Origin of the sequence: Metasolibacillus fluoroglycofenilyticus, from assembly GCF_003049645.1 — a bacterium.
Taxonomy (GTDB): Bacteria; Bacillota; Bacilli; order Bacillales_A; family Planococcaceae; genus Metasolibacillus; species Metasolibacillus fluoroglycofenilyticus.
The window spans coordinates 142,386-166,815 of the sequence record NZ_PYWK01000002.1 but is presented as its reverse complement, the minus strand read 5'-3'; the positions used below and the strand labels follow the sequence as shown (position 1 = coordinate 166,815).

The window sequence follows — 24,430 nt, the reverse complement described above, 5'->3', positions numbered from 1 at the left end:
AGTCACTCCTTCATTTTTAACAAACTGAAGTATAGACTTCAATTTATCATAAACAATAAGAGAGTGCAATGAGTTTTCTGAAAGTTCTTTCAAATGATTTTTTTCTGACACTATAAAAAAATATAAAACTGGATATTTTGAAGTGGTCAAAATATGCTAACCTAAAATTAGGAAAAGGAGGAAGATAAAAATGATGAAATATAGTGGTGTAATTATGGATGTTATAAATGCGGAGCAAGCGAAAATTGCAGAAGCTTCCGGAGCTGTAGCCGTTATGGCTTTAGAGCGTGTACCATCAGATATTCGTGCAGCTGGTGGTGTTGCACGTATGGCAGACCCACGCATTGTAGAGGAGGTGCAGGCTGCTGTTTCCATTCCCGTTATGGCAAAGGTACGCATCGGTCATATTACGGAGGCGCGTGTACTAGAGGCGATGAATATTGATTTTATCGATGAAAGTGAAGTTCTAACACCAGCAGATGAAGAGTTTCATTTATTAAAAAGTGAATTTAAAGTGCCATTCGTTTGTGGTGCACGCAATCTTGGGGAGGCAGCAAGACGTATCGGTGAAGGGGCAAAAATGCTACGAACAAAAGGTGAACCGGGTACAGGAAATATTGTTGAAGCAGTACGCCATTTACGTGAAGTAAATGCACAAATGCAAAAAATAATTCATATGGACCGAGCAGAATTAATGACAGAGGCTAGAAAGCTTGGTGCTCCTTATGAGGTGTTGCTTGCAATTAAAGAGGCGAAGCGTTTGCCTGTAATAAATTATGCAGCAGGTGGTATAGCAACACCGGCAGACGCAGCACTCATGATGGAGCTAGGTGCAGATGGTGTATTTGTTGGCTCAGGAATTTTTAAGTCAGAGAAGCCAGAGCTCATTGCAAAGGCAATCGTGCTAGCAACGGCTAATTTTCGAGATTACGACCTGATTGCTCGCTTATCAAAAAATTTAGGTACACCGATGAAGGGGATTGATTTATCCACATTACCAGATTGCGAAAGAATGGCTACGCGCAGTTTATAAATGCTGCTTATAGCTGTTGAAAAATCGGGAGCATGCTTGTTTTTCAACAGCTTACATATGATAGAGTAAATGAATGAATCTATTGGAAGATGAAAAACGTATATATTAGTTAATACGGAACAGGGGGGAACAGATATGAACCAGCTCTATATTAAACAAAAAGTATTTAGCTTGAGTGGGAAGTTTACAGTGAAAAATGCACAGGGAGAAGATGTGTACTTTGTTGAGGGAAGCTTTCTCCAAATTCCAAAAACGTTTACGATATTTAATTCATCACGAGCAGAGGTAGCAGTTATTACGAAAAAGGTTTTTAGCTTTTTACCAACATTTTTTGTTGAAGTAGATGGACGAGAAATGGTGCGAATTAAAAAAGAATTCAGTTTTTTAAAAGCACGTTATTCCATTGTTGCGGAAGGAATTGAGGTGCGGGGCAATTGGTTCGATATGAATTTTTCTATATTTAAGCATGGAGAAGTTGTTGGAAAAGTGAATAAAGAATGGTTTACATGGGGTGATAGCTATAAGGTGGAAGTTTTAGATGAGCAATTGGAGAAGTTAATCATTGCGCTCGTTGTAGCGATTGATTGTGTAAAGGCAGATAATGCAGCGGCTGCATCTGCAGCAACATAAAGCTATTGGAAAAGAACGTATGGCAAAGAGGAAGAAGAATTTTAATTCATATTTCAAAGGCGATATCGTTTATCCCGTATTAACAAATTTGTTTGCGACGAGTAACCGCAGGAGCACAGACCCCCACTTCAAAACAGCAGATAAAATCGAGATGTTTAAGTGGGGGACGTGCGAAACCCCCCTCTGATTGAAGGTTCACTTTATTCGAAGGTGAATTTTACCTTAATAACGTAAGTTTTAATGTACAAATAAATTATGGTAACTAAGTTATATTTAGGATTTCCCGACTGATTGACTTTTCAGAATATTGTTATTAAAATATATTGAAATAGTTAGAGAGGGGAAGGAGTATGCGATCTACAACGATTATTTGTACAGGCTATGCTCGTTTACCGGAGGGAATGGCTGCTAAGAATTTATACGGAGTAATGGGAATTGGCTTTGAAATTGATTCAGAAACTGATCGTATAATAAATGTTTCTTCCACATTTGTCACTTCCATGTGCTCTGATTTTCTTCAATCCATATTTGTTGGGCATGATATGAAATTAGGTTTAGAGGAACAAATCGAACAATTTGAAAATCGCTATTTTGCCCTAGGAAAGAAAGCGGTTTCGGTAGCGATTCGAGATGCATATAATCAATTTTTAATTTATAAAAATAAAATAAAAGTTGACAATTAATTGAGTTCAGACTATTCTGATATTATAAAGTGAAAATTCAATCAGTCGGGGCGTTTCTCATCCCGCACGGATTGTTAGTTGAACCAATCGGGTTTTTACGGGCAGTTGAACTGCCACTTAGCCTTTAAACCTATTTTCACTTAAGTTTTTAAGTGGGAGGCTTAATGCGAGTTAAAATTAAATACAGCTATTTCGATTTGCTTGGAAAACCTTCTAGAAGTAACCCTTCTATGAATTCATTTTTCAAACCCAAACAGAAATAATATTCGTATCGTTATGATTATTTAATGGTGCGTATATTAATTCTGTTTTTTTTATTTTAAAGGAGGATGTTATGAGACACGAAATTAGAATGAATCAAATTTATGAAAAGCTTATATTTTCTAAAACTTGCACCATCGTTTGTTCAGCCGAAAATATCCAATATCTTACGGGTGAAGATATGTCTTTTTCTTCAAGACCCTATTATTTGTTGTTAAAGCCGGATGATACGTTTGAGTTATTTATTAATGAGCTGTATAAACAACATCCGCTAAAAATAAGCAATATAAATATTATTTATTACTTAGATAGTGAGGAGGGAGTTGAGCAGTTAAGCAAGCATATACCATTAAATCAAAAAGTGTTTTTTGATTGTGGTCTTAGCTTACATGATTATTTATATTTGCAGACTAAACGCCCTGATTTACAACTATCCATTACTAGCTACATTGAGGATATAAGAATCATTAAGGATGAAAAAGAAATTGATTGTTTAAGCCAAGCGACTTTAATAACGGATGCTGTTTTTTGTCAATTGCAGGAGCTTATTCATTTACCTGCAACTGAACTATCAATTAAGCATCAAATTATTACTTTATTTGCACAATCAAATGTTCATCAGTTAAATTTCAATCCGATTGTAGCAACAGGGAGAAATACGGTAAATCCGCATCACCTGTCAAGGGAAGTAGGGATTCAAGAAGGGGAATCTATTTTGATTGATATTGGCTGCAAATATAATGGTTACCGTTCAGATATGACGAGGATGATGAAATGTGGTGAGTTGTTAGATGCTAAAATAACGGAATATTTCGATATTTTGAAGGAGATACAATCTACGGTGATTAACATGATAAAGCCGGGTTTAGGCATTAAAGAAGTGGATTTATTTGTTAGAGAAGAGTTAAAAAAGAGAAATTTGCTAGATTATTATACGCATAATCTAGGGCATGGAATTGGTCTAGCAGCGTATGAGTACCCATATATTAATCACTTTTCAAATGATGTATTTCAAGAGGGAATGGTTGTAACAATTGGCCCAGGTATTTATATTGAAGGGCAGTTCGGACTGCGAATTGAAGATGTTGTACACGTTCAACATGAAAGAGCAAAAAAACTAAGCAATCTTTCGAATGAATGGCTAAATATTAATTATTAAGGGGGAAAAATGATGAAAGAGAAAGTTAAATTATTGTTTGTGATGTTATTTGCAGTTGCTGTATTAGCAGCATGTAGCTTTAGTAATCCTGAAGAAAATACTTCTTCAGAAAATGGGGGAACTAGCTTTAAAAATGAAATAAAAATTGGTTTAGATGTCGATGCAACAAAATTAGATACTAGATTAGCAAGCGACTCATCTAGTAAGCGTGTAACTGAAGTTGTATATAACGGTTTAATTCGTCTGAATACAAATTTAGAGCCAACACCAGATTTAGCTGAAAGTTGGGAAAATCCTGATGAGCTAACATGGATTTTTAATTTAAGAGAAGGCGTGAAGTTCCATGATGGTGAAGTATTAACAGCCGAAGATGTGAAATATACATTTGATACAATTCTTGACCCAGCCTTCCAATCAAATTCTTTAGCGTTATTTTCACCGATTAAATCAGTTGAAATAGTAGATGATTATAAGGTGCAATTTAATTTATCACAAGCCTACGCACCATTACTTAGTTATTTAGAAATAGGCATTGTGCCAAAACATATTGCTGAAGTGGATAGTGAATCATTAATTACGAAGCCTATTGGTACAGGTCCATATAAATTCGATAGCTGGGATAAAAATAGCAAAATTGTTTTAACAGCGAATAAAGAATATTACGCTGGCACACCTAAAACAGAAAAATTAACTTACTTTATTATTCCTGATAACTCTACTCGAGTAGCCTCACTAGAATCGGGGGATATAGATTTTATTCACTCGCCGCTTTCAGCATCCGATGTCGAGCGCATGAGAGGGAATAATGATTTCATTACTGAAGAAAAAGAAGGCGTTGGCTACACTTATTTAAACTTTAATATGAAAAATGAAAAAACAGCTGATTTGAAAGTTAGACAAGCTATCTCACATCTTATTGATAAAGAAACGATTTCATCAGCGATTTATCGTGGAATGGACAAGCCTGCAAAATCACCATTAGTGCCATCGTCTTGGGCATATAGCGATGATGTACCCGATTTTGAATATAGCCCGGAAAAAGCGAAGGAATTATTAAAAGAAGCGGGTTATGAGGATACAAATGGTGATGGCATTGTTGATAAAAATGGCGTTAATTTAGAAATTGAGCTTGCTACGCATACGGAGGACCCAAATCGAATTCAAGTAGTGGAGTATTTGCAAAATGAATTTTCTAAAAACGGCATTAAAACAAGGGTAACAACTACAGAATGGTCAACATTTAGCAATAATATGATGGAAGGTAAATATGAAGTTGCTTTATTAGGTTGGTTAAATTTATTTGACCCTGACCGTGCTACGTACAATCAATTCCATTCATCAAGTGGTAACAACTATGGGAAATATAATAATCCTAAAGTCGATGCATTGCTAGAAGAAGGTCGAGAAAATAGCGAGCAAGCGAAACGAAAAGAGATTTATAAAGAAGTCGCAACAATTGTTAATGAAGAAGTAGCTTATAACGTTTTACTATATCAAGGCTATGTTGTTATTCATTCGAAGAAATTAATTGGCTTTGAATCTTCACCAAATGGAAGCTTCTATAGCATGGTTAATGTACAAGTTGAAAATTAATTTTACTGCAGAGGAGAGGGAATAAATATGAAAAAAATAATGAACAAGCTTCTGCAGCTTATTTTAGTACTACTAGGTATAACAATTTTAGTATTTTCCCTGCTTTATTTAATTCCCGGTGACCCAGCTGTTACTTTATTAGGACAAGATGCGACACAAGAGGAAATTAATCGTTTTAAAGAACAAATGGGGCTCAATGCTAGCTATTTAGAGCAGCTAACGAAGTATATAGCTGGCGTTGTTCAAGGGGATTTAGGAAAATCCTATATTCAAAATGAGTCGGTAGTGGACATTGTTTTATCTACCCTTCCTGCAACGTTAGAACTAGCGATAGTAGCGTTAATTATAGCGCTACTTATCGCAATACCGATAGGAATTTTATCAGCAGTGAAAAGGGGCACTTGGATTGATTATTTAGGAATGATTTTCGCTCAAATCGGAGTGTCGATGCCGGTGTTTTGGCTAGGTTTATTATTGATATTAGGCTTTTCTATTCACCTGAATATACTTCCTTCGTTCGGCAGGGGGGACCCAGTTGTTGAGGCATTGCTAAAAACAATAACGACGGGCAATTTATATTATATTTTCGAAAGCTTGAAGTATTTAATTTTACCTGCTCTCGCACTTGGCTTAATGAGCGCTGCTTTTATTACTCGGATGGTGCGAGCTGCGATGCTGGAAGTATTACAGATGGACTATGTTCGCACCGCAGATGCAAAAGGGGTTTCAGACAGCATTATTATTTTAAAACATGCATTTAGAAACGCTTTAATCCCTATTGTCACAATTATTGGCTTACAATTTGGTAATTTGCTAGGGGGCGCAATCGTAACAGAAACGATTTTTGCATGGCCAGGAGTAGGACGACTTATTATTACAGCGATAAGTCAACGAGATTTTACGGTCGTACAAGGCGGTGTATTGGTCATTGCGTTTTTATTCGCAATTATTAACTTAATCGTAGATGTACTTTATACCCTAATCAATCCTCGGATCCGTTCATAAAGGAGGGGACAATTTTGAATGGCGTTGACATAAAGAGAATTTTAAAAAATAAGTCCATAGTAATTGGGGGCACAATCGTTATATTGCTAGTGCTATGTGCAATTTTTGCTCCTTTGATAGCTACACATGATCCATATGAAATGAATATGAATGAAATATTATTGAAGCCAGGAGAAAAAGGTCATCTTCTTGGAACAGATCAATATGGCAGAGATTTATTAACACGAATTATTTACGGTGCGAGAGTATCATTAATCGTTGGCATAAGTTCAGTAGCTATTTCGATGCTAATTGGAGTAGCGATTGGCTTGATAGCAGGTTATTATGGTGGCTGGATTGATGCCTTCTTTATGAGAATTGTTGATATTTTCCTGTCGTTTCCTGTAGTGCTTTTAGCAATTGCATTAGTCGCTGCATTAGGACCAGGTATTGAAAACGTAATTATAGCAATTGGACTCGTTTATTGGACAAATTATGCTCGAGTTGTGAGGGGGAATGTCCTCTCGATTAAAGAAGAAGAATTTGTACAGGCTGCTAAAACAATTGGGTCATCCAATTTTAGAATTATTTTTTACAATATTTTACCTAATACAATGTCATCAATTATTGTAATAGCTACTTTAGGCTTAGGTGTTGCTATTGTATCTGAAGCTACTCTTAGTTTTTTAGGTTTAGGTATAGAACCACCTGAAGCCAGCTGGGGTTGGACGTTGGCATTTGGAATGAAATATATTCGCGAAACAGCCCATCTGTCATTGTATCCGGGATTAGCTATTATCATTACAGTGTTAGGCTTCAACCTATTAGGTGATGGCATTCGCGATTTAACTGACAATAAACTAGAAAAATAACAAATGGAAGAGGAGAATAGCAATGAAAAAAACATATGAAGAAATCGAAATCACACATTTATCAAATGGTGAGAAGGTGACATTTGGAGTTCATAAATATAAAGGTACAGTTGAAGGCCCAATTGTTGCTATTTCTGGTGCTGTGCATGGAGATGAGTTAATTGGTGCAGAAATCATTCGCCGTGTAGCAAAGGAGTTAGAGAACTATGAGCTAAAGGGGCAAGTATGGCTTATCCCAATCGTTAACCAACTTGCATTTGAAAGTGTTACACGCAATACACCACTCGATATGAATAATTTAAATCGTGTTTTCCCTGGTGATGAAAAAGGCTGGATTACAGACCAACTTGCTTTTAAGTTTACAAAGGAAATATTAGAAAAAATAGATGCATTTATTGATATTCATGCTGGTGGTAAAATCCCGATTGTCGATTATGTCTACATTCATAATGATGAAGGTTTATCAAAAGCCTTTTTATCTCCTTATTTATATAGACCAGCAGTAAGCTATGAAGGCACAACTGCTACCGTAACGACAGAATTAAATATACCTTCTGTCACAATTGAAATTGGTGGGGGACCTAACTACGAAAAGGATATTGCACGTGGTGTAGAAGGAATTATTAATCAATTAGTTTATTTAAAAGTAATAGATGGGGAATTGAAAACAGTAGAAAATCAAGTTGTATTAACTGAAATTGCTAGTATCCGACCAACTCAGGGAGGGATGCTAGTACCCGCTTTTGATTTTAGCTATGTAAATAAAATTATCGAAGGGCAGCAAACAATTGCAGAAATTTATAACCCTAAAACATTTGAGCTACTAGAAACGATTAAAGCACCATTTGAAAAAAATGTGATGATATTAATGCGTGGCTATGTTGGAACGGTTAATTCGGGTGATTATGGATGGATGCTTGGGAATATGGAGTCGAAGGAAAATGACTAAAATGACCATCACTTATTGCGACGAGGATTTTGAATTATCAGAGGAATTCGTGAAAATCACATTAGGTCTAGATGAGTTTTATAAAAAAACACAAAACAGTAGCCAAAATGGTTTTTTGAAAACAGAGGGGCTAGTACCTGTACAGCTTGTTGAATCACAAGTCTATCAATACGGCAGCTTTGCACATATTTTAGAGGATTATAGGTCGCTTTATAGTCGATTGAATAATATTCAAAATGAATTAAGACGTGAATATATGGCAAAGCAAATAAATGGAATGATGTACTATATTCGCTATTTAGAGGGCAAGGCGCATTCATTTCGCAACATAGTAAGAAACTTATTATTTGTAGACTCAAATCCTGTAGCAGGGTGGAAAATAAATAGAATTCAGCAAAGGCTTGAAGCCCAATTGAAAGCAGCAGGCTATAGCGGCACAGTGCAGCAAATGTATAAAAAATGGTTTGAAGACAGAAAAGTTGAAACAGATGATATGCTAGCTGTTTTAACAAATTTAATACAAACCGCCAAAGAGGATGTAAGTCGCAAAATGTTCGATGATATTCATAGCATTGAAGCAAAGCCAAAGCTTGTAAAAGATGTACCATTTTCCGCATATGCAGATTATAAATCACGCGAAATGCTTATTAATGCTGACTATCACTACACATATGAGGATTTAAAGCATTTAGTGACGCATGAAGTGTTTCCAGGGCATTTCACACATATGTATAAAAGAGAACAGGCTGTCAAATGCGGAAAAATCCCATTAGATGCTAGCTTAGTTATTACAAACTCTGCATCCAGCCCTATTTTTGAAGGAATTGCAGATTGTGGTCAAATCTTTTTAGGCTGGGATGAAAATGAACATGATGAAATTGCAAAAACAGCTCAGCAATTAAAGATGTGTACGACATTAAATGCAAGCTATCTATTAAATGAATTACAGCTAGATAAATCAGAGGTTGCTAATTATTTAGCCAGCCAAGCTTTTGGACAAGAAAATTGGATTAAATCGAGAATATCGTTTATTGAGGATTTTATTAGAGGGCCTTTTATTTATTCTTATTATCGAGGGTTAGAAAGTCTACTACCTATCGTACAAAGTGTTCCCATAGAGGAAAAACAAGATTTTTATCACTTATTATATGAAAACATGCTAACTGCTGATGAGTTAAAAATATTTTGATAGGAGAGATTTTGATGAGCTTACAATTATCGCGTAAAATGTATGAGGAAATGAGGAATTATTCACCAAGTGGCGTGAATTCAAATAGTCGTTTTGTTGCACCACATCCTACATATTATAAAAAGGGAAATGGTGCATACTTAACGGATTTAGATGGCAATGAATATCTAGATATTGTGTTAGGCAATGGTGCAATTATTTTAGGGCATAATCATAAGAAATTTATGGAGAAATATCATGCCAATTTAGAATCCGGCATTATTACAGGGGTTGAAACACCATTATCAGTAAAGGTAGCTAAAAAGTTTTTAGAGTTTGTGCCAACTGCTGAGCAAGTTAGATTTTCAAATACAGGTACGGAGGCGGTGCTACATGCAATTATGATGGCTCGCTCTTACACAAATAAGCAAGATGTAGCTGTTGTGGAAGGCGCGTATAATGGTTGGAGTGATGTAGTCAATGTCAGCACTTGGGCAGATTTATCACAGGCGGGAGAAGCAGATAAACCAAATCCGTTACCAGGCTCGACAGGCTTAAATCAAAAAATTGTAGAAAGTACAGTTGTGATTCCTTTTAATAATATTGAAGCAACACAAAAAATTATTGAGGAAAATCATGAGCGTTTAGCTGCGCTTGTGTTAGAGCCAACATTAATTGATATAGGCTATATATCTGGAAATATTGAATTTTTAAAGGCTGTAAGAGAACTATGTACAAAATACAATATTGTTCTTATTTTCGATGAGCTATTAACAGGCTTTAGGGAATCAGAAGGCGGCTATCAAAAAAGAATTGGTGTGACGCCTGATTTATCAACTTTTGGTAAAGCAATTGCAAATGGTTTTCCATTATCAGCGGTAGCTGGTAAAAAAGAAATTATGCAAATTGCGGAGGCGAAACCAGGCGGTTATGCGTTTGTTGGAACATACAATGGTCATCAATCTTCTTTAGCAGCAGCTTTAGCATTTTTCGAAGTATATGAAGAAGAAAATGTATTACAAAAGTTGGATGAACGTACAGAAAGATTAATCAAATTCTTTAATTCTAAGGCAAGCGAGCTAAACATTGATGCGCATATGGTTGGAAAGGGTGGGCATATTCATTGGTATTTTACAAAAGAGAAGCCAACAAATTATCGTGAGGCTGCACATGGGAATGCAGAGCAATACATCGCTTTTATTCAATCAATGCAGGGCGACCAATTGTACTGCTTAGCAAAGCCATTGTCTCATCACGCTATTTCATTGGCACATGAGGATAAGGAGCTAACGATACTTGAGGCAGCAATGGAAAAGGCATTGAAACAAGTAGCAAAAATTTAAACAGTGCTATGAAGGTGAGGAGGGATTCAATTGACACAAAAAGTATTAGAGGTAAATAATTTGTCAACTTCATTTCATAAAGAGAAGGACAAAGTGAATATTGTTGATGGGATTTCATTTGATATATATGAACGAGAATCGATAGGCATTGTTGGTGAGAGTGGATGTGGTAAGTCATTAACAGCGCTTTCGATTATGGGTTTAATAAAAAAACCGCTAACAATACAGGCTGATACATTATGCTTTGCGGAGCAATATGATTTAAGCCAATTAACACGAAAAAAATATAAAAAAATACGAGCTGTTGAGTTGTCGATGATCTTCCAAGAACCTATGACTGCTTTAAATCCTGTAATGAAAATAGGGAAACAAATCGAAGAAGTATTAAAAATTCATACGAAATTAAATAAATCAGAGCGAAAAGAAGAAATTATTCAATTAATTAAACAAGTCGGCATATCAAGACCTGAAGAAATCGTAAAAAACTATCCTCACCAGTTATCAGGCGGTATGCGTCAAAGAATTATGATTGCTATGGCAATTATATGCAAGCCTAAATTACTTATAGCAGATGAACCGACTACCGCTTTAGATGTTACGATACAAGCACAAATTATAGATTTAATTAAAGAAATTCAGGCAAATAATAATATGGCATTGATGTTAATCACACATGATTTAGGTGTTGTACATGAATCCTGTGATCGTGTAGCGGTTATGTATGCTGGGCGCATTGTAGAAATAGGTAAGGTTAAGGATGTATTGCATAAGCCTTTACATCCTTATACACAAGGATTATTAGCATCTTTACCAACAACAGCAGCTGGACAAGCACGATTATCGTATATTAAAGGAAACGTGCCAAGACCGGGAAATTGGTCTAAAGGCTGTAGATTTGCGGATCGTTGTCCACAAGCAATGAAAAAATGTCATGAAGTACCACCTGAATTAATAACTCAAGAAAATCAGACGAGCGTTGCTTGTTGGTTATATGAAAACGAGGCGGTGAGTACGAATGGAAATCAAGGATGAAGTAATACTAAATGTAAAAGAGCTCAAAAAATATTATCCGATGAAAAAAAACAAAGCGGGTGCTACAGTTGTAAAGGCTGTTGATAATGTCGATTTTCATATTAAAAAAGGCGAAACATTAGGGATTGTTGGTGAAAGTGGCTGCGGAAAATCAACTTTAGCTAAAGTCATTATTCAATTATTAGAAGCTACAACAGGTGATATTTTGCTTGAGGGCAAGTCTTTAATGAATTGCAAAGGACCAAAATTAAAGGAAGTACGTCGCAGTATGCAAATGATTTTCCAAGACCCTTACGCAAGCTTAAATCCTAGATGGACGATTGAGAGAACCTTATTAGAGCCATTAATTGTTCATAAAATTGGAACAAAGCAGGAACGGCAAAAAATTATTAAAAACATTATGAAAGATGTGGGGTTAGACGAATCCTATTTATCGCGATACCCACATGAATTCAGTGGCGGTCAACGTCAGCGTATCGGGATAGCTAGAGCGCTTGTCTTAAATCCGAAGTTAATTATTGCAGATGAACCTGTTTCAGCACTCGATATATCTGTCCAAGCTCAAATATTAAATTTACTGAAGGATTTACAAGAGGAATATGATTTAACCTATATGTTTATCACGCATGACCTTTCTGTTGTTCAATATATAGCAGACCGAATAATGGTTATGTATTTAGGGAGAATTGTAGAAATTGGCGATACTGAAACGATATTTTCCAAACCTTTACATCCTTATACAGAGGCGCTTATCTCAGCAGTACCTCAAGTAACAGAGGAAAAAAGTAAAGAGCGCATCATTATAAAAGGAGATTTGCCAAGTCCAACATCACCACCAACTGGCTGCCACTTTCATACTCGCTGCCCATTTGCAATGGAAAAATGCAAAACGGAGCAGCCACAACTACAATTTACAAATGACTCAAGGGCAGTAGCGTGTCACTTACATTCTTGATAATAAAGTGAGCCTATAATCAATGGAATTTTATATACAGAAAGAGGGTGTTTGAAAAGCTATTTTGAGACACCTTCTTTTTGTCGTGGAAAGCAATATCACTTTGCTACGGCTTCGCATTCTTCACAGAAGAAGCATGCGGAGCCGTTACTACATTAAGAATGCAAGACATCCGCATAGCTCTCGTGATTTTTTTCAAACTCAGCTTTAGCGAATGGGCATAATGGAAGTATCTTTATATTGTTTGTGCGTGCATGTTCAACAAATGCCTGTACCATTTTTTTACCGACACCTAACCCACGTGCAGCATCATAAACACCCGTATGGTCAATAATATAAAACTTATCGTTGGAATTGACGAATGTCATCTCGCCAAGTTCTACACCATCTTTTGTAGCGATAACTCGTTTTTCATCAATAGTAATTTCCATAATTGCTTCCTTCCTAAAGACATATTGCAACGCCTTTGTTGGGCATGTGTCAATAATACGAGCTACCTCATCAGCAGATTTAGCATCTACTAGTACCCACGGTTTTCTTTTTGGATTGAACACATCAATGCTCCCTTTAACACAGTTCCCAACATGCTCACATAAATCCTTTGAGTAAAAAACGTCGATTTTTTCTCCACTATATTTACGATAACCAGCGTTTAATAATTGTTGTTCACTCATTTTCACCCATCCTCCCTTATAATGTAATATGAAAGTGTGTTTTTATCTTACTTAAAACATTAAAAGATGGCAATGAAAAATATCACTTATAGTTTATCCCGCATTAACGGGCAGTAAGACGCCCACTTCAAAACTTATGTGAAAATATGCTAAGGATAAGTGGGAGATTAACTGCCCGTAAATGCCCGAGTGGTTCAACTAACAATCCGTGGAGAAAAGCATCCACGGATTGAAGGTTCACTTTATCCCGCATTAACGGGCAGTAAGACGGCCACTGCAAGATTTAAGTGAAAATACGCTAAAGGATAAGTGAGAGATTAACTGCCCGTAAAAGCCCGATTGGTTCAACTAACAATCAATTGCGTCACATTGTAATTGATTACATAAGCAATTGAGGTTGTTCATAACGCACATAGGATACTCCGCAATTGATAGCAGCTTCCATAGCTGTTTTTGATGCTTCTTCAGCAAAGGGATGACTAGCATCGACAACACAAGTAATCTCGTGTTGTGTAATCATATCAACTATTTCATTAACTGATAAATCGCTAATTAAAAAGGTGCCAGCCAGGCAAGTACCTTTTGTGATAAGAGTGTGCCCTTGTTGTTGTAAAGTGACAGCTAATTCTCGAGTTTCATTTATTCCTTCTATAAATAAAATCATATGAGCCCTCCTCATGGTCTAACGTGCTTAAAAATAAAAAAGCTGTATCTCTAAAAGTGAAGAGATACAGGCTATGAGATTCCATGTTTAAAAAGTGCGTATATATTCGTATATACACATTCCTTACATTTGATGTCTCGCCTACACTTCTCCCTCCGAAAAGCAAGTGACTAATTAAACGAGCAGGTTTCCTGGCTCGTGCTTCTTTTTACTTTCACATCTTCCCATTCGCTTGAACAGTGATTTTCGTGATTTCATCTGCACTTACAGTAGCGGGGGCTGCATTAGCTTCTCACTAATTTCCCTTTTACCTCAGCATTGCTAAGCACTCATTTAACCATCATATTCGATTATGATTTTACGATAACATATTTTAGCTAGATTTCAACTATTTTATTTTAGGGCTATGTCTAAGAAAGCGCTGATTTCCATTACGGTTGGCGCATTTCCTCCAACTAATGTATTTTCGTTAGAAGGTTTATGAGGGCACTTGTCACTTCTATTTCAACTAGCATGAAAGTAAGCCTAACTCATTCTCATTTTTCAATTGGGCTTATTTGGCAGCCAATACGCCATATTTATTTTTAATACGCTCGAGTTTTTCCCTTATAGGCTTTTCTAATAATAATAAAAAAATCACATTGGAAACAGCATAAACAATCATAAATGGTACAGCGGAAGTTAACGCAAGTACATAAGCTTCCCAGCTGAAAACACCGTACATGGAAATCGTTCCCCAAATGTCCATACCGAAGGAAAAGAAAACGCCTGCAAAAATACCGAATAAAATAAGAGGAATTTTTTTATGCATGATACCTGTTTTACCGAGCAAACCTGCTATAAAGCCAATCATTCCCCACATAAACATTTGAAATGGCGTCCAAGGACCCTGTCCAAAAAACATATTTGATACTAATGCAGAAATGGCTCCTGTTAAAAAACCTGCCTCCGCTCCAAGTGAAAAACCTGTAATCGCTGTGATTGCAGCGACCGGCTTGAAGCCGGGGGTAATGACAAATAACGCTCGACCCGCCACTGAAATAGCAGACATTACGGCTATTACTAAAATTTCGCGCGGCTGAGGCTTTCTCCGTTCAAATGACAGAAAAAAGGGAACAGATGCTAAAATTATAATGACAATTGAAATAAAATAATATTTCCTATCAGCAAATAATGTAATACCCGCATATAAAGTAAGAGGAATTAACACTAGGATGACAAATAGAGAGATGATTAAACGAATGTTTTTTGACATAAAGTAACGACATCCTCACATGTAATGGCATTGCTCAATTGTTCTCTTGTTATTCGATGGGCAGCCGTTGTATAAAAGCTGTTTCCACTATAAAACGCGCGCGGCTCATCCTCTGATACGATATTGCCATCAAAAAACAAGGCACATCTACTGCTATATTGGGCAGAAAATTCAATATCATGTGTCACCATAATAATGGTCATACCTTTTACTTGTAAATCCTTTATTATTTTCGCGAGTTCTTCTTTTGCATGTGCATCTAGTCCTTTTGTCGGTTCATCTAGTAGCAGAATTTTAGGTTCCATTAATAAAAGCTTTGCAAGTGCTAATTTTTGCTGTTCCCCACCGCTTAAATCATACGGATGTCGATGAAGCAAATGTGTTAAGTTAAATAATTGAATCGTCTCTTGTATTTTTTTCTCTTCTATTTTATGTAGATAAGCCATATCATCTAGCTCTTGGCGAACTGTTTTTTGTACAAATAATGATTTTGGGTCCTGCGGTAATAAAGTTAAATATTGCTGATACAATTCTTTGTTGCTGTAGCTTTTTAAAGCTTTATTAAATAATAATAATTTGCCACGATAAGGCTTTTGGAGTCCTGCTAAAATAGCAAGCACTGTAGATTTCCCAGTGCCATTACCACCGATAATTGTTAAAAACTCACATTCTCTTACTTGTAGATTAAAATGCTGGACAATATCTAAACCATTTTTTTCGTAGCGAAAGGCAACATCCTTTGCCTCCAATACAATATTTGCTGTATTTTTTTCTGTTGTTGCTAGCAAATGCGATGAGGCAACGGTGAATTGCTGGTTGCTAAGCCAGCGTTGTCCCTCGCGGATTGTAAGAGGGACGGGCCCTATTCCGTTAAGTAGATGGAAAATCTTCATTGCGGTCGGCAGTGCCGTCAGCATCGCATGATTCGCTGGTAGCTTCTTTAAAATTGCCTTTGGTGGACCGTCGAATAAAATGCTGCCCTCATCCATAATAAATACTCGGTCGGCAAGTGGTAACACTTCTTCTAAACGATGCTCAATTAAAATAATTGTAATGCCTAATTCTTTATTTAAGCGATGCAATGTTTGAATAAATTCCAAGGCAGCTATTGGGTCTAATTGTGATGTTGGCTCATCAAGCAGCAATAATTTTGGCTGCATGACCATAATTGCTGCTAAGTTTAAGAGCTGTTTTTGCCCCCCAGAGAGCGCTGTTGTTTTTTGATGAAACCATTTATGGATGCCGAAAAAATTAGCCATCTCAGCTACTCTACGACGAATTGTTGGTGAGTCGAGGCCGAGGCTCTCTAATCCAAAGGCAAGTTCATGCCATACTTTATCTGTCACAATTTGATTATCGGGATGCTGGGACACATAGCCAATATCAGCAGCAGCAACTTCTGCATCTAGCTGCTGTATATCACAGCCTTTGTAGAAAATAGTTCCTGTCTTATTTCCGTGTGGGCGCAACTCTCGCTTAAAATGGCGCAGCAATGTACTTTTTCCGCAGCCTGATTGACCGATAAGTACTATAAACTCTCCTTGCTCAATTGTTAGATTAATATTTTTTAATACAGAATGTGCTTCATTAGGGTATGTAAAGCTCATATTGTCGATTTTAATGAACGCCATTTTAATGCCCCCCAGATTTCGATTGCTAATGGAATGGAAAGTAGAAGGAAATAGCTACTATAAAATAAAATACTTCCACTATCCCATTTAATTGCTCCAAATGTTGGATAAAAATAAAAAGATGTTGTGCCGATGAAGCTTGCGGCTAGATTACTCAGAAAAAGCAATAGAATAAGTGCCAAGACGAAGCCATCGCGCCGTTCAAAAATAAAAAGTGAAAAGGCAGTTCGTTTTTTTATTCCGTAGCCACGCGCCTTCATAGAATCAGCAGTATCAATAGCATTATCCAATGCCCAAGTAATTAAAATAGATATTATACGCACAGTACATTTGATGCGATGCCAAAATGAGCCAGCCGTATAGTCCATGCCAATAACTTTTTGCGCTTGTACGATTTGTGCTAGCTGATGGCGAAAACGCGGAACTAGGCGTAATGAAATCGACAGTGTGAGAGATAAGGCTGGCGCCACTTTTCCGAACAAATAAATAAACTTGTCAGATGTAATCACTGCATTATAGCAACTAAACCAAAGCATAACCGCTACAATCATAGTGGCAATGGCAATCCCATACATAATGGCCTCTACTGTAAGTGCATTGCCATTTATATAGAGTAGGACGAGCTGCCCATTATGGCTAATTAAAGGATTGATAATAGCCATTAAAAAAAATAGAGGGACGTAGAGCTTCCAATCTTTAAAAAAAAGCTGTCTCCGTAAAGCAATATTTAAGCTAATGGCTGAAAAAATAGTTATCGCTAAATAGATTGGGTGCATAAAAAACATAGATAAGCCAATGGCAGCGACAAAAAAGGAAAAGAGGACGATTGGATGAAATGTTTCAAATGCCTTCATCAATTACCATCCCAATAATGCCCTAAGTCGCGTCCTAAATCGACTGTATAGTTCCATTCAATCACATCTCCATCCTTTAATACATATTGGCTACATCCATAATTTGGATAGACACCATTTACTTGATACATCCAGCCACTTAATTCGCCAGCGCTAAATTCATATAAATGGTTAATGCCTTCTACATAGACACTGCTATAAATGTTTTCGTTAGCTCCTTGGTATTCCATTTGAATTTTATGCTCCTTTGTTGCACGCTTTAGCACGTCCCAAACAGTATCCTTCTCAGATAACAGCTCATATGTAGTTTGCTTTAAAATGATGCCATCTTTCGGAACGTATTGCTCACTTTGGAGGGCTGGGTCTAACATATCCCAATGCTTTAGCAATGTATCCACTCGAATGGCGATTGTGACAGTGCGCTTTTGAGGCACCGGCTTCTGTTGCTGCTCTGTTTCTTGTTGCTTTGGCTTTTCTGTTGGTGTAGTTGCTGTGTTAGCTGTTGGTTTAGTATCAACTTTTTGCTGCTCACTTTTAGGTGTTGTAGGTTTTATGATTTCCTGTTGTTTTTCAATTTCTTGCTTCGTTTCAATCTCTTGTTTGGTTCCAACTTCCTGCTGTCCAATTGCCTCTGTTTCTTGCTGTGTTGCTAGCTCCTCGTTTTGTGGTGAAGGCTCTTCTTCTGACTGCGGAGCTGGCTCCTGTTTTTCAACCGGAGCAGGGGAATTAACGCTCCGCTCCTGCTCCTGCATCTGCTCGAATTGCTCCACTGTTTGAATATTACAAGCTATTAAAATAAAAGCTAGCAATGATACGAGTATGAATTGTAACGTTTTTTTCATATTAATCATTCACTACCTTTAAGAAATTGACATACATTTTTGCTGCATGTGCACGAGTAATAAAATTAGCAGGATTAAACGAACCATCTGCACCCTGTGCAATTTCAAAATCATATAAAAACGTAATTGCCTGCTGTGATTCCTTTTGTAATTTTGCAATATCACTTAAAGGTGCGATATTTGTAGCTAAATAAGCTTTGCCATTTTGATGTGTATAAGCATTTGCTAGCATTACGGCTAATTCCTCGCGCGAAATAGGGGAGGAGGGTGAAAATTTATTTGACTTGCCTACTAATAAATTGGCCTCATAGGCTGCTGCAATTTCTCGCTTTGTCTCATCACTGTATGAGCTAATGTCTGTGAAAGGAGCATTGCTTGTGCTTGTTAAATTGAGTGCTCGAACTAAAATGGATACAGCTTGTACACGTGTTAAATTATTATTTGGCTTAAATGTGTTGTCCTCGTAACCCTTTAGCAAGCCTTGTGCTACTGCCGCCTCAATATCTGATTTTGCCCAATGCGACTCGATATCCTTAAAGCTTACTTTCTGAGGAGGAGCTATTGGCTGGCTTGGTTGCTCTGGTGTCGACGCATTATTCGGCTTTGTATCTGACATATCATAAAGCTTTGTTTTACCAGCAAGCAGTCGATTATAAGCGGCTAATGTATAAGCAGCCTGTTCTGTTGCCATTCCATTTGCTGTGGATTCTGCCAATACATGTTTAAAGCCACCATCCTTTGCGTGATAGAACGTGAAAAAGCTTGTAAATAGTCTATTAAAACGCTGTTCCTTATTGGCATCAATATTTAAGCTTGCAAGCGCTGTAATGACTTGTGCTACACTTTCTAAATTAGTTGTGCCCCAGCTTTGGTAGCTCCCATTTTTATCTTGCAAATTTTGTAATGCGTTAAGAGCCTTATCAATGGATGCTTTAACTTCCGTTTTCTCCTTATATGTTGAAAGGGCTTGAATGGCCATCGCTGTCATATCAGGGTCTGCCTTTGTTCCTGATAAATCCCAGCCCCCATCAGGCAATTGCTTCTTTAAAATATGCTCGATTAGTTTTGCACGTGTTGTTGTTGCTGTTTTAGGAAGTTCAAAATTCCATGTATCTAAAGCGATAAGTGCAAAATAAGCCCCATTAGGACCTTGCCATACGACTTTTTCAAAATCGGCTAATTTGTCAACTAAATTATATCCACCTACATTTGTCGGGTCTTTTCCGATGGCAGTGAGGGCAATAATTAAACGTGAATACTCCGTATATTTGCGGCTATGTAGTTCACCTTTGACCGCCTGTACATGCTTTACGACATTGGCATAGTATTTATCGTAATAACCTTTTGGGACAGCATATTCACCGCGTGCCAGTGCAATAATAAACCACTCATCCCCAAAAGAGGGATTTGGCGCTTTCGTCACCATAAATTGCCCAGTTGTTTTATAAGCATCTATCGTCGAAGCATTTTGTGCAGAAACGGGTGCTACAATTAGCATTAGAGCAAGTAACATCATAAGTAACATAGATAATTTTTGCTTCATTTAATCGACCTCCATTTTAAAAGGGCCATCCAAAAAGGATATACCTTTTGGACAGCCCTAGCTTCTATATTGTCACAACAAGGCTGTATGAAAAGTTTGACTTGTCTTTGATACAATGAAAAATTGATTTTTACTTATTCATTTTATTTCAAAAGAAAAGGTGTTCAATTCAGCATTTACAACCTTTTAAATAGTCGTATGAATCGTTTGAAAATCAATGCTTTCAAGGTTCCTCTTTTTTACGGAGAAAATTACATCATATCTATAATCATTAATGTACGTTTTAAAATTTTGGCTGTTTGATCACGTGTTAATGAAGATTTTGGGTCAAACGAGCCATCAGGCTTACCTGTCATAATATCAAGGCTATTTAATAGCTCGATATACGATTGGTATTCAGAGCTAATTAAATTTTGATCATTATAATTTGTATCGCTAGCTGTCTGTGCCTGATAGTTCACATATTCAAGTACACGAGCCATTAGGGCAGCAGCTTGTTCACGTGTAATATGCGCTTCTGGGTCAAATGTTGAAGCAGTCGTCCCATTTGTAATACCTGCTTCAAACAAAGCTTGAACATCTCGTTCATACCATTTGCCATCAGTATCGCTAAATGGATTTTCACCTGTTAGCTGTAAGCCAAGTGCGCGACTGACCAATGCTGCAAATTGTGCACGAGTAATCGGTTTATTCGGTTCAAATGTATCAGGTGTTACACCTTGAATAACAAGACGACTTGCTAAATACTCAATTTCCTCTTTGTTTGCTAGATGGGCAATATCATTAAATGTAACTGAGCTTTCCGTAACAACGAATGTACCGCTTGCTTTCGTTAATACAATAATTTGACCATCCACGATTTTATGTGGTACTGCTTTATATTGACCACCAACAAGTTGTAAAACAACTGTCTTTGGCGAAATATCACTAGAAGGAATCGTTACTTTTAAGTAATCTTGCTTTGTTGAAAGTGGTTTTAATCTGCCATCAGCGGTTTCGATTCCAAAGTTGACAGTGAATTGGTTATTTTCAGGCTGCTTAGTGACTGAAATTACTACGTTTTCATCTTCCGCAAGTTGAATTCCTGCAAATGTAGCTGTCGGAACTTCTACTTTGAAGTTATTTTCACTTTGAACGATAAGCGTTTGAATATTCTTTTCAAGATATTCTTGAATATTTTCCGATGTAATGACTGCTTTGTTGCTGCCAGCTTCAACTGTAATTTCAGTAACTGTACTGTCCACTACAGTTGTTTCCCCACCATTTTCAGCTTGTTCAGTTTCACAATCTTCCACGCCTTCAGGACATTGCTTTTCTTTGCATTCCTCATCATCCTCAGCGCAGACAGTACCACCAGCGCCGCCACTTTCAATTCCGTCAACATAACCACCAACATCTTTTCCTAAATCAGTTGTATAAAGCCATTCAACAGAATCATTTGCAGAGAGAACGTAATTGGCAGCAGAGTATGAAGGGAAATGACCATTTACTCGATACATCCAACCACTTAAAGCCCCGCGGTCGAATTCATAAAGACCTGCGATACCATCAATATATACGCCATACTCTGTTTGGCGATAGCTTAATGCAATGCCATTTTCCTCAGTTACACGTCTTAAAACATCAAAAGCCGTTTCTCCAGCAAATAATTTAGTTGCTGTTGCTCTTAACGGTACTTCATTGGAAGAAATTCGAATAGATACCGTTGCATAGCCAATTTCCTCTTTTTCAGAAGGAACAGTTGGTGGATTTCCATTATTATCAGGAGGGGAAGGCTCCTCCTCATCGCTATCATCCCCGTCGTCAGGCTTAGATGGATTATCTTTCGTATCTGACATATCGTATAGCGTTGTTTGTCCACTTAGTAAACGGTTGTAGGCTGCTAATGTATAACCAACCTGCACTGTTGCCATGCCATTTGCATTTGTTTGGCTATGAACATGTTTAAAGCCACCGTCAGTTGATTGATATGTCATTATATTAGAAATGACTTTGTTAAATCGTTCATCCTTATTTACATCAATCCCTAAGCTTACAAGTGCTGTTACAACTTGGGCAGCACTTTCAGGGTTTTCAGAACCTTTGAATGAAGAAAAATCTGCTGATTTATAGCCACCATTAGGTAATTGTATTATTGCTAATTTAGCAATTGCTCGATCAATTACTTCTTTTACTTTTATATTACTTTGATAATATGGTGCAAGTGCTTGTAGTGTCATCCCTGTTACGTCTGCGTCATCATTACTACCACTTAATGCAAAGCCACCAACACCTTTAATTTCCTTCGATAAAATATAATCTATTAATTTATCTCGCGTTGTTGTTGCTGTTTCTGGCAAATCGAATGCCCAAGTATCAAGGGCAATCAATGAATAGACTGCGGAGTTTATGCCAGGACTTATAGCAAAATTATAATCTGTTAACTTTTCTACAAGATTGTAACCACCAACATCTCTAGGATCTTTACCAATTGCAGTAAGTGCAATAATTACTCGAGACCAATCTGTTGATTGGCTACCTATTTTCCCATTTGTTGCTTTTACATGTTTTACGAGATTGCTATAATATTGCTCATAATAATCTTTATATTTATCAGAATTGTCACCACGAGCTAATGTTAAAATTGTCCATTCTGAGCCATAAGTAGGTATAGCTGAGCTTGATAATAAATAATTGGCAACAGCATGATAGGCATCGACTGTAGGAGGTTGCAATTCTATTAAACGTTTTTGTAAAGCCTCTAATATTGCATAGTTTGTGACACGAGTTTTGAATTCATCTAGCAATTGATCATAGGCCAGCTGTGCCTCAATTACTTTCGATCTGTCAGCCCAAACTAGTGTTTCTACAGAAGGAAGCGCATCAATTTTAGAGATAACTAGATTGATATCACCTTCTGCATTCAGTATTTTTTCTTTTTCTAACAAAGTATTATAGTTGCCTATGCGACTTTGCCAGTTTCCAGGGTCTGTTATACGTAATAAGCTTTGATACGCATCTTTAGCTGCTTTTAATTGCTCAAAAGCGAATGGGCTAGTTACATCAATGGCATCAATTAACAATGCTACATATTTTGCTTCCTTGGCAAAAAGCTCTTGTTTGTTTGTGACGTCATCTTTAAACGGTTGATTTACAGGGGGTAAACTAGGGACCCATGGATTAGGCACTGTTCGGACGCTAGTTATGCCATTATACTTTTTTCTAGCATAGTCTAGAGATTCTTTTATTATCGGATTTACTGTTAAATCTTCTATTTCTGGAAGTGCGTCAATAGCAAGAATTGCATATTTAACTTCTTTTTCAGCTAACGCATGATCAAGAGCTTCTAATGTTGAATCAGTCGGCTTCCATCGACCGCTAATGTTGAAAAGAGATGTATATACTTTACGTATTTCTTCAAGCTGAGCACTAAGATTTGCATCTAAAGTCGTTATTTGCTCAACAGGAGGTGTCGCATTAGTTGGATCGGTCATATAGTTGATGGCGAAGTTAGCTTCTTTTTGACGTAACAGTTGTTGATAAGGCGTCGTATCGAATATATTTCGTATGCCTAACTGTTGTAATTTAGCTTCTTTTTCTCTAATTGCAACTAGTTGTTGATAAATCGCTTCGGTTGGTTCTAATTCATCAGGCAATGCGATAATTAAATCGCTTATTTCCTTTACTGCCTCTGGAACAACCTGAACTTTAACAGTTTTAGATATTGTATCTACGGTAGCAGTAATCTCTGTATCTCCAATGCCGACAGCTGTTATGAGCCCATCGGCATCAACTGCTGCAACTTCAGGATTACTCGAAGTCCATGTAATTATGGCGCTATCATCTGTAGTTGGGATAGAAGCAGTAAGTTGAGCTGTATCACCCGATTTTAATAATAAAGGTCCCTCTGGATTCAGCTGGATAGCATTAATTAAAGGCGGTGTAAATTCCATAAAAGGAGCTAATCCATCTGAATCACCTAATGGTATCTGTTGCCCAAGCTCGCTTTCAGATTTTAATACATTATCTTGCTCTGTTGAATCTTCCAATTCTATTTCATTATTAGGCTCTATAGCATTATCTTGTTCTATTAAATTATCAAGATTACTATCGCTGATTTCATTAGTATTTTCAATGTTTAGCTCGTTTATTTCTCCTTCAAAATGCTGTGCTTTAATTACACTAACTGGAGAGAATAGTGATAATACTAAAATAAAGACAAGTGCTATATGCAGTTGTTTTTTCCATATAGTCAATTCAAAATCACACCTTTATAAATAGTTAAATACTGACAAGGAAAGAGTGTATCACCTTGTCAGTATTAGT

Annotated in this window: 20 protein-coding genes, 1 pseudogene and 1 riboswitch; of the genes and pseudogenes, 12 read left to right on the top strand and 9 right to left on the bottom strand. The window is 36.9% G+C overall.

Annotation, left to right across the window (positions count from 1 at the left end; all coding sequences use genetic code 11):
• Positions 1–166 precede the first annotated feature (166 nt).
• The 12 genes from pdxS to C9J36_RS11290 all read left to right on the top strand — a co-directional run bounded on the left by pdxS (position 167) and on the right by C9J36_RS11290 (position 12,662).
• Positions 167–1,033, top strand: coding sequence for a pyridoxal 5'-phosphate synthase lyase subunit PdxS (gene pdxS, locus C9J36_RS11345; protein WP_268807879.1), 867 nt, complete (start codon positions 167–169; stop codon positions 1,031–1,033).
• A 135-nt stretch (positions 1,034–1,168) separates the two neighbouring features.
• A complete protein-coding gene (locus tag C9J36_RS11340; RefSeq protein ID WP_107943193.1) occupies positions 1,169–1,663 on the top strand; it encodes an LURP-one-related/scramblase family protein in 495 nt (164 codons plus the stop codon).
• 350 nt (positions 1,664–2,013) lie between these two features.
• Positions 2,014–2,346, top strand: coding sequence for a DUF3870 domain-containing protein (locus tag C9J36_RS11335; RefSeq protein WP_066166812.1), 333 nt, complete (start codon positions 2,014–2,016; stop codon positions 2,344–2,346).
• A gap of 334 nt (positions 2,347–2,680) precedes the next feature.
• The gene (locus C9J36_RS11330; protein ID WP_107943192.1) at positions 2,681–3,766 is read left to right on the top strand and encodes a M24 family metallopeptidase; all 1,086 of its coding nucleotides are present in this window, start codon (positions 2,681–2,683) and stop codon (positions 3,764–3,766) included.
• Between the two features lie 9 nt (positions 3,767–3,775).
• A complete protein-coding gene (locus C9J36_RS11325; RefSeq protein ID WP_082799030.1) occupies positions 3,776–5,359 on the top strand; it encodes an ABC transporter substrate-binding protein in 1,584 nt (527 codons plus the stop codon).
• Between the two features lie 27 nt (positions 5,360–5,386).
• Positions 5,387–6,364, top strand: coding sequence for an ABC transporter permease (locus C9J36_RS11320; RefSeq protein ID WP_107943191.1), 978 nt, complete (start codon positions 5,387–5,389; stop codon positions 6,362–6,364).
• 14 nt (positions 6,365–6,378) lie between these two features.
• Entirely contained in the window at positions 6,379–7,215 is an 837-nt protein-coding gene (gene nikC / locus C9J36_RS11315) for a nickel transporter permease (protein WP_066166800.1), read from the top strand.
• A gap of 22 nt (positions 7,216–7,237) precedes the next feature.
• On the top strand, positions 7,238–8,164 hold the full coding sequence (locus C9J36_RS11310; RefSeq protein WP_107943190.1) for a succinylglutamate desuccinylase/aspartoacylase family protein: 927 nt from the start codon (positions 7,238–7,240) through the stop codon (positions 8,162–8,164).
• Positions 8,157–9,353, top strand: coding sequence for a hypothetical protein (locus tag C9J36_RS11305; protein ID WP_107943189.1), 1,197 nt, complete (start codon positions 8,157–8,159; stop codon positions 9,351–9,353). The genes C9J36_RS11310 and C9J36_RS11305 overlap by 8 nt, the downstream gene beginning before the upstream one ends.
• 14 nt (positions 9,354–9,367) lie before the next feature.
• Positions 9,368–10,675, top strand: a complete 1,308-nt coding sequence (locus C9J36_RS11300) for an aspartate aminotransferase family protein (protein WP_066166791.1) — start codon at positions 9,368–9,370, stop codon at positions 10,673–10,675.
• Positions 10,676–10,705: 30 nt separating this feature from the next.
• Complete coding sequence (locus C9J36_RS11295) at positions 10,706–11,707, top strand: ABC transporter ATP-binding protein (protein WP_107943188.1); 1,002 nt, start codon at positions 10,706–10,708, stop codon at positions 11,705–11,707.
• Positions 11,691–12,662 (top strand): ABC transporter ATP-binding protein, encoded by a 972-nt coding sequence (locus tag C9J36_RS11290; RefSeq protein WP_066166786.1) that lies wholly within the window; start codon positions 11,691–11,693, stop codon positions 12,660–12,662. The genes C9J36_RS11295 and C9J36_RS11290 overlap by 17 nt, the downstream gene beginning before the upstream one ends.
• Before the next feature lie 155 nt (positions 12,663–12,817).
• On the opposite strand, the gene C9J36_RS17420 is transcribed toward C9J36_RS11290, so the two are convergent.
• The 9 genes and pseudogenes from C9J36_RS17420 to C9J36_RS11250 all read right to left on the bottom strand — a co-directional run bounded on the left by C9J36_RS17420 (position 12,818) and on the right by C9J36_RS11250 (position 24,360).
• A complete protein-coding gene (locus C9J36_RS17420; protein ID WP_201261943.1) occupies positions 12,818–13,093 on the bottom strand; it encodes a GNAT family N-acetyltransferase in 276 nt (91 codons plus the stop codon).
• Positions 13,094–13,111: 18 nt separating this feature from the next.
• Positions 13,112–13,336, bottom strand: a pseudogene (locus C9J36_RS17415) ((4Fe-4S)-binding protein); the annotation flags it as partial.
• A gap of 379 nt (positions 13,337–13,715) precedes the next feature.
• Complete coding sequence (locus C9J36_RS11280) at positions 13,716–14,000, bottom strand: precorrin-6A/cobalt-precorrin-6A reductase (RefSeq protein ID WP_066166780.1); 285 nt, start codon at positions 13,998–14,000, stop codon at positions 13,716–13,718.
• A 164-nt stretch (positions 14,001–14,164) separates the two neighbouring features.
• Positions 14,165–14,348: riboswitch (cobalamin riboswitch) on the bottom strand.
• 205 nt (positions 14,349–14,553) lie between these two features.
• Positions 14,554–15,255, bottom strand: a complete 702-nt coding sequence (locus C9J36_RS11275) for an ECF transporter S component (protein WP_066166777.1) — start codon at positions 15,253–15,255, stop codon at positions 14,554–14,556.
• A complete protein-coding gene (locus C9J36_RS11270; RefSeq protein ID WP_107943186.1) occupies positions 15,234–16,886 on the bottom strand; it encodes an ABC transporter ATP-binding protein in 1,653 nt (550 codons plus the stop codon). The genes C9J36_RS11275 and C9J36_RS11270 overlap by 22 nt, the downstream gene beginning before the upstream one ends.
• The gene (locus C9J36_RS11265; RefSeq protein ID WP_066166773.1) at positions 16,859–17,740 is read right to left on the bottom strand and encodes an energy-coupling factor transporter transmembrane component T; all 882 of its coding nucleotides are present in this window, start codon (positions 17,738–17,740) and stop codon (positions 16,859–16,861) included. The genes C9J36_RS11270 and C9J36_RS11265 overlap by 28 nt, the downstream gene beginning before the upstream one ends.
• Positions 17,740–18,582, bottom strand: coding sequence for a DUF4430 domain-containing protein (locus C9J36_RS11260; RefSeq protein ID WP_201261938.1), 843 nt, complete (start codon positions 18,580–18,582; stop codon positions 17,740–17,742). The genes C9J36_RS11265 and C9J36_RS11260 overlap by 1 nt, the downstream gene beginning before the upstream one ends.
• A gap of 1 nt (position 18,583) precedes the next feature.
• Positions 18,584–20,125, bottom strand: coding sequence for an S-layer homology domain-containing protein (locus tag C9J36_RS11255; RefSeq protein WP_107943185.1), 1,542 nt, complete (start codon positions 20,123–20,125; stop codon positions 18,584–18,586).
• A gap of 251 nt (positions 20,126–20,376) precedes the next feature.
• Positions 20,377–24,360: an S-layer homology domain-containing protein gene (locus C9J36_RS11250; RefSeq protein WP_107943184.1), complete on the bottom strand. Its 3,984-nt coding sequence runs from the start codon at positions 24,358–24,360 to the stop codon at positions 20,377–20,379.
• Positions 24,361–24,430: the final 70 nt, after the last annotated feature.

Coding starts and splice junctions, on each gene's coding strand:
- C9J36_RS11320 (WP_107943191.1), top strand. CDS start 5,387: ATGAAAAAAATAATGAACAAGCTTCTGCAGCTTATTTTAGTACTACTA.
- C9J36_RS11260 (WP_201261938.1), bottom strand. CDS start 18,582: ATGAAAAAAACGTTACAATTCATACTCGTATCATTGCTAGCTTTTATT.
- C9J36_RS11270 (WP_107943186.1), bottom strand. CDS start 16,886: ATGGCGTTCATTAAAATCGACAATATGAGCTTTACATACCCTAATGAA.
- C9J36_RS11290 (WP_066166786.1), top strand. CDS start 11,691: ATGGAAATCAAGGATGAAGTAATACTAAATGTAAAAGAGCTCAAAAAA.
- C9J36_RS11325 (WP_082799030.1), top strand. CDS start 3,776: ATGATGAAAGAGAAAGTTAAATTATTGTTTGTGATGTTATTTGCAGTT.
- C9J36_RS11280 (WP_066166780.1), bottom strand. CDS start 14,000: ATGATTTTATTTATAGAAGGAATAAATGAAACTCGAGAATTAGCTGTC.
- C9J36_RS11335 (WP_066166812.1), top strand. CDS start 2,014: ATGCGATCTACAACGATTATTTGTACAGGCTATGCTCGTTTACCGGAG.
- C9J36_RS11255 (WP_107943185.1), bottom strand. CDS start 20,125: ATGAAGCAAAAATTATCTATGTTACTTATGATGTTACTTGCTCTAATG.
- C9J36_RS11275 (WP_066166777.1), bottom strand. CDS start 15,255: ATGTCAAAAAACATTCGTTTAATCATCTCTCTATTTGTCATCCTAGTG.
- C9J36_RS11265 (WP_066166773.1), bottom strand. CDS start 17,740: ATGAAGGCATTTGAAACATTTCATCCAATCGTCCTCTTTTCCTTTTTT.
- C9J36_RS11330 (WP_107943192.1), top strand. CDS start 2,681: ATGAGACACGAAATTAGAATGAATCAAATTTATGAAAAGCTTATATTT.
- C9J36_RS11305 (WP_107943189.1), top strand. CDS start 8,157: ATGACTAAAATGACCATCACTTATTGCGACGAGGATTTTGAATTATCA.
- C9J36_RS17420 (WP_201261943.1), bottom strand. CDS start 13,093: ATGGAAATTACTATTGATGAAAAACGAGTTATCGCTACAAAAGATGGT.
- C9J36_RS11310 (WP_107943190.1), top strand. CDS start 7,238: ATGAAAAAAACATATGAAGAAATCGAAATCACACATTTATCAAATGGT.
- C9J36_RS11340 (WP_107943193.1), top strand. CDS start 1,169: ATGAACCAGCTCTATATTAAACAAAAAGTATTTAGCTTGAGTGGGAAG.
- C9J36_RS11300 (WP_066166791.1), top strand. CDS start 9,368: ATGAGCTTACAATTATCGCGTAAAATGTATGAGGAAATGAGGAATTAT.